The sequence below is a fragment of the Stenotrophomonas sp. SrG genome (genome assembly GCF_050031795.1).
GTDB classification, from domain to species: Bacteria; Pseudomonadota; Gammaproteobacteria; order Xanthomonadales; family Xanthomonadaceae; genus Stenotrophomonas; species Stenotrophomonas rhizophila_A.
Genome location: NZ_JBNBBE010000699.1, coordinates 1 through 248, shown reverse-complemented (window position 1 = coordinate 248; position 248 = coordinate 1). Strand labels below are relative to the sequence as shown.

General features: G+C 69.4%; 1 pseudogene. It reads right to left on the bottom strand.

The features are described 5' to 3' along the window. Nucleotides 1–248, bottom strand: a pseudogene (locus ACQG3P_RS21380) (hypothetical protein); the annotation flags it as partial.

Sequence of the window (248 nt, the reverse complement as noted above, 5' to 3'; positions counted from 1 at the left end):
CTGCAGGTAGAGCGCGCGGTCGGTGCCGGTCTGCATGTAGAGGAAGACCGCGTAGAGCGCGGCCGACAGCACGGCGAGCCCGATGGACTGCAGCGGCACGAGGCTGCCGTCGTCCGTCGAGCTCAGGAAGCTGGGCAGCCCGCGGGTGCACCGCGACAGCGCGGCGATCATCGCCTGATAGATCGCCGCGCCCTCCATGTTGTAGCGCTGCGGTCCGCACTTGAGCGCCCCGAGCAGGATGGTGAGAC